Consider the following 5,403-nt stretch of genomic DNA (forward strand, 5'->3'; position numbering starts at 1 on the left):
TTGCCTCTCCTTTCCCCTAGGCACCACATACAGCACCCCCCCCCCCCCCCCCCCCCCCCCCCCCCCCCCCCCCCCCCTCCCCCCCCGCGCGGGAGCCAGGGCCTGTCGTGTGGATCAGGCCGGGCTCGCGTGCCCCGGCACGCACGCTCACTTGTCCGGCCTGATCCACACGGCAGGCCCTAACCGCCGGGCTGCGCGCCGCTGTCCAGTACGCCGCACAGCCCGGCGGTGGGTGGCCCGGTCGCGTACGGATCGGTGCCCGCCGGGCCCGCCGGCTTCGCCCTGTCCCCGGCCAGCAGCGGTGTGAGCGTGCTCGCCGCCTCCGTGGAGCACGCCTGCGGCCCCGCCTGGACCTGGCTGGTCAGCAACTCGGCCCGGTGTCCGGGCAGATCCTCGCGGTCGAACCGGAAGTGCATGGTCCGTCGGACGGTGAACAGCGAGGCGTCCCGCTTCCCCGTCTCCCCCACCGACCGCGGGGCCGGGCGCAGCGCGTAGACGAAGGTGTGGTCCGACATCACGTCGATCGTGCCGGGCGTCGACTCCGCGAACCGGAGCGTGCCCCGGACATGGACGGCCGGGTCGGCGAGCGCGACCTTGTCCGGGTCGAAGCGCACCAGCCAGCCCGCGGGCGCGTGTCTGCCGTCGTCGGCGGGGGCGGTGAAGCTCGCGTCGAACTGCGAGCGCTGCTGCGGATCCAGCAGTGTGCGCACCGAGCGCCGCTCGGTACCGGTCAGGACGTCCGGGTCGACGGACGAGGCGACGAGGTAGTCCTTCGCGTTGGTCAGCGCGGTCATCACCTCGTTCTCGGTGAAGTGCGGTGTCCGCCGGGCCAGCGGCAATGGGATCCCCGAGGCGCCGGTGGGGAACTTCGCGGCGGGGCTCTGCCGCAGCAGTCTCTCGGGGTCGTCGCCCGGCACCACGCCGGCCGGAGCGAGCGGAATGACTGTCATACGGAGCGGTTCCGCCGATCGGGTGACCGCGGGCCGGTACGGGGGCCGGACACCGACGTAGACGGCGGTGCCGAAGGCCACGGCGATCACCAGCACCAGCAGCAGTACCTGGAGGGATCCCCTCCGGGGGGTCGACGCGCCCCCGGTGGGCTTCTCCGAGGGGTCACGGCGGCGTACGGCGTGGGAGTGGTCGCCCATCCGTTCCTTGGCGGAGAACTCCTGGAGCCGGGCAGCGCGGACGAACGATTCGTCGAAGACGACGGACCGGTACTCGTCATCGCCACCGCCGGGTGTTCCCTCAGGCGTGCCCTCGGGCGGGTCTCCGCGCGCTGCCATACCTTCAGGTTAGGTCGGGCGGGCCGAACATAAACGCGGGCGCCGGCCTCAAGAGCGGCCCCCGCCACGGAGCGTCACAGCGCTCAACTGCGGGGCACGGGGCTCATGGAGTGCTGCGCGGCACGGCCGAGACCTCGGGGACCGAGTACTCCGTCGAGGGCGCGGATCCGCCTGTGCCGCGCGAGCTGTCGAGGCCCGTCGTGGCGGGCGGTGGCACCCGGTCCTGGCGGTTGCCCGAGGCGCCCCGGTAGACGGCGGTGAACGCGAGGGCGACCATCCCGATGCCCATCACCACCGCGAGGATCCAGGCGACGGGCCGGTGCCAGCGGGCGCTGCCCCGGTAGGGGCGCAGGGCGCCGCCGTGGCGTCCGTAGGGGCCGAAGTCGCCGTGCGGGTCGTCCGGGTCGTAGGCGGCGTCGTAGGGCCGCTGGGCGCCGTACCCGCTCGCCGGGCCGAAGCCGTCCTCGTAGCGGTCGTCGTCGGACGGGCCGCCGTAGGAGCGGGCGCGGGCCGCCTCGGCGTCGGCGCGTGCCTGCGCGGCGGCCAGCAGCCGCTCGACCGCGGTCGGTTCATGGACGGGTGCTGCCCGGATGAAGTCCTCGTCGAACACCACGGAGGCGAAGTCCTCGTCCGCGCCTCCGCGGTCGTCGTCGGGCTCCCAGCCGTCCGGGAACGGCTTGCCCCCCACGTCGTCCGGCACCTTCTCAGAGTAGACCGGGGAGGCCGATTTCGGCAGGGACAGCGGAGATTCCACCGGATTCCACCGTTCGGCTACCGTGTGTGACCGTCGCCCGTCACGATGTACTTGGTCGAGGTCAGCTCGGGCAGTCCCATCGGTCCCCGTGCGTGCAGTTTCTGGGTGGAGATGCCGATCTCGGCGCCGAAGCCGAACTGGCCGCCGTCGGTGAACCGGGTCGAGGCGTTGACCGCGACCGTCGTGGAGTCGACCAACTGGGTGAATCGGCGGGCCGCCGCCTGCGAGGTGGTGACGATGGCCTCGGTGTGCCCGGAGGACCAGAGCCGGATGTGGGCGACGGCCGCGTCGAGCGAGTCGACGACGGCGGCGGCGATGTCGTACGAGAGGTACTCGGTCTCCCAGTCCTCGGCGGTGGCCGCCACCACGGTGGCCTTCGTGCCGCCGGCCGCCTCCGCGAACTCCAGCACCCGCTCGTCGGCGTGCACGGTGACCCCGGACTCGGCGAGCGCGTCCAGCGCGCGCGGCAGGAACGCGGCGGCGACGTCCTGGTGGACGAGGAGCGTCTCGGCGGCGTTGCAGACACTGGGGCGCTGCGCCTTGGAGTTGACGAGGATCCCGACGGCCATGTCCAGGTCGGTCTCGGCGTCCACGTAGACGTGGCAGTTCCCGGTGCCGGTCTCGATGACCGGGACGGTGGACTCCTCCACGACGGTGCGGATCAGCGAGGCGCCGCCGCGCGGGATGAGCACGTCGACCAGACCGCGGGCGCGCATCAGTTCGCGTACGGAGTCGCGGTTCTCGCCGGGCACGAGCTGGACGGCGTCGGCGGGCAGCCCGGCCCCGCCGACGGCGTCGCGCAGCACGCGCACGAGCGCGGTGTTGGAGGAGTACGCGGAGGACGAGCCGCGCAGCAGGACGGCGTTGCCTGACTTCAGGCAGAGCGCAGCCGCGTCCACGGTGACGTTGGGGCGGGCCTCGTAGATGATCCCGACCACCCCGAGCGGGACGCGGACCTGGCGCAGGTCGATACCGTTGGGGAGCGTCGATCCGCGCACGACCTCGCCGACCGGATCGGGCAGCGCGGCCACGTCCCGTACGTCGGCGGCGATCGCCCGCACCCGCTCGGGGGTGAGCGTCAGCCGGTCGATGATCGCCTCGCTGGTGCCCGCTTCCCTGGCCCGCGCGACGTCCTCGCCGTTCGCCTTGATGATCTCCTGCGTACGGACTTCCAGGGCGTCGGCGATCGCCAGCAGAGCGTCGTCCTTGACCGAGCGCGGCAGTGGGGCGAGGTCGGCGGCGGCGGCGCGGGCGCGGTAGGCGGTCCTGGTGACCGGTGTCAGGTTGTCGTACGGCGAGAGGGAGGTCATGCCCGCAGGGTAATGCGCGGGCCGGGGGCAATTCCCCCGTATCCCGTACTGCGAGACGGCCGCGGCCCGTCCGGTGCGTGGACCTCCCCGGCCGGCCGCGGCCCTCGGTTCAGAACGGATGAACGCCCACCGGCGCGGCGGGCGGCGGGCCGTAACCCTCCGCGATGCGCAGGTGGTAGGTCTCCCGGTCGATGACCTCGAGACCGACGATCTCCCAGGGAGGCAGCCTGGCGCTCGACCGGTGCTCGCCCCAGAGCCGCAGCGCGACCGCGGCGGCGTCGTGCAGGTCCCTGGCCTCTTCCCAGTAGCGGATCTCCGCGTGGTCGTTCGCGTATCTGCTGGTCAGCAGGAACGGATGGTCGTGGGCGAGCTGTTCGAGGCCCCGTCTGACCTCGGTGAGCGGCGCCTCGGGACCCGACACGCTGAGCGTGATGTGCCAGAGCTTCGACACCGCGCGGTCCTCACCGCGCGCCTGTGTCCCGCGGGACGGTCCCGGATCCGGCACGTCGTCGAAGTCGTCGAAGTCCGACCCCGCTTCGACGCTGGTCAGCGTCCGCTCCTCCCCCGCGGCCCTCCGGGCGTGCAAGGTGCCTCCTCCTGACCCGAGGGACCCCGCCCCCGGGCGCGTTCGTCTCACCGGCGGCCTCCTGTTGCTGCGTCGTCCTACTGCTACCCCGCCTCGTACCCCTGAGACAAAGTTGACCAGCCCGGGACGGGGCATGGGGTGCTTTCGGTAAAGGTCCCTTCCAAAAAACCGGACTTTCAGCCGTTTCAGGGGAGGGTCACGGATGCAGGATGACCAGATCGTCCCTGTGTACGACCTCCCGCTCGTAGGCGGGCCCCAGATCGCGTGCCAGATCCCGGGTGGAGCGGCCGAGGAGCTGCGGGATCTCCTTGGCGTCGAAGTTGACCAGTCCACGGGCCACGGCCCGGCCCGCCGTGTCGCGCAGCTCGACCGGGTCGCCCGCGCTGAACTCGCCCTCGACCGAGGCGATCCCGGCCGGCAGCAGCGAGGTGCGGCGCTCCACGACGGCCCGTACGGCGCCCTCGTCGAGGGTCAGCGCGCCCTGTGGCGTGGAGGCGTGGGCGAGCCAGAGCAGCCGGTCCGCGGACCGGCGGCCGGTCCGGCCGAAGTAGGTGCCCGTGTCGCGGCCGGCGAGGGCGTCGCCCGCGCGGCCGGCCGAGGTCAGTACGACGGGGATGCCCGCGGCGGCGGCGATCCTGGCCGCCTCGACCTTGGTGACCATGCCGCCGGTGCCGAGTCCGGCCCTGCCCGCGCTGCCCATGGAGACGCCGACCAGATCGGCGGGGCCGTCGACGCGGGCGATCCGGGCGGCGCCCGGTTTCGCGGGGTCGCCGTCGTACAGACCGTCGACGTCCGAGAGCAGGACGAGCAGGTCGGCGCGGACGAGATGGGCGACGAGCGCGGCCAGCCGGTCGTTGTCGCCGAAGCGGATCTCGTCGGTGGCGACGGTGTCGTTCTCGTTGACGACCGGAACGGTGCCCATGGTCAGCAACTGGTCGAGCGTGCGGTAGGCGTTGCGGTAGTGGGAGCGTCGGCTGGTGTCGTCGGTGGTGAGCAGGACCTGGCCGACGCGCAGCCCGTAGCGCGAGAAGGAGGAGGCGTAGCGGGCGACGAGCAGTCCCTGTCCGACGCTGGCAGCCGCCTGCTGGCGGGCGAGGTCGCGGGGGCGGCGGGCGAGGCCGAGCGGGGCGAGACCGGCGGCGATGGCGCCGCTGGAGACGAGCACGATCTCCCTCTCGCCGCCGCCGCGGGCCTTGGCGAGTACGTCGACGAGGGCGTCGACGCGGTCGGCGTCGAGTCCACCGGAGGCGGTGGTGAGCGAGGAGGAGCCGACCTTGACGACGATCCTGCGGGCTTGCGTTACGTACTGCCTTGCCACTGTCACGGGCCGAATCTATGCCAGCGGGCCTCGTCGGCGCGCGGTCGTTTCACGCGCTGGACAGCACGCGTGACGGGGGCGGGGGGGGGGGGGGGGGGGGGGGGGGGGGGGGGGGGGGGGGGGGGGGGGGGGGGGGGGGGGGGGAGGGG

Annotated in this window: 5 protein-coding genes; all 5 read right to left on the bottom strand. The window is 73.2% G+C overall.

The window, feature by feature from the left end:
* Positions 1–179: 179 nt before the first annotated feature.
* The gene (locus ACZ61E_RS28940) at positions 180–1,286 is read right to left on the bottom strand and encodes an SCO2583 family membrane protein (RefSeq protein WP_469702979.1); all 1,107 of its coding nucleotides are present in this window, start codon (positions 1,284–1,286) and stop codon (positions 180–182) included.
* A 103-nt stretch (positions 1,287–1,389) separates the two neighbouring features.
* Positions 1,390–1,986, bottom strand: coding sequence for an SCO2584 family spore wall biosynthesis protein (locus tag ACZ61E_RS28945; RefSeq protein ID WP_469702981.1), 597 nt, complete (start codon positions 1,984–1,986; stop codon positions 1,390–1,392).
* Positions 1,987–2,057: 71 nt separating this feature from the next.
* Entirely contained in the window at positions 2,058–3,350 is a 1,293-nt protein-coding gene (locus ACZ61E_RS28950; RefSeq protein WP_469702983.1) for a glutamate-5-semialdehyde dehydrogenase, read from the bottom strand.
* A gap of 109 nt (positions 3,351–3,459) precedes the next feature.
* The gene (locus ACZ61E_RS28955) at positions 3,460–3,987 is read right to left on the bottom strand and encodes a hypothetical protein (protein ID WP_469702984.1); all 528 of its coding nucleotides are present in this window, start codon (positions 3,985–3,987) and stop codon (positions 3,460–3,462) included.
* Between the two features lie 145 nt (positions 3,988–4,132).
* A complete protein-coding gene (proB, locus tag ACZ61E_RS28960; protein ID WP_469702985.1) occupies positions 4,133–5,260 on the bottom strand; it encodes a glutamate 5-kinase in 1,128 nt (375 codons plus the stop codon).
* Positions 5,261–5,403 lie beyond the last annotated feature (143 nt).

The organism is Streptomyces sp. NPDC104581 (genome assembly GCF_055583685.1).

Coding starts and splice junctions, on each gene's coding strand:
- ACZ61E_RS28940 (WP_469702979.1), bottom strand. CDS start 1,286: ATGGCAGCGCGCGGAGACCCGCCCGAGGGCACGCCTGAGGGAACACCC.
- ACZ61E_RS28950 (WP_469702983.1), bottom strand. CDS start 3,350: ATGACCTCCCTCTCGCCGTACGACAACCTGACACCGGTCACCAGGACC.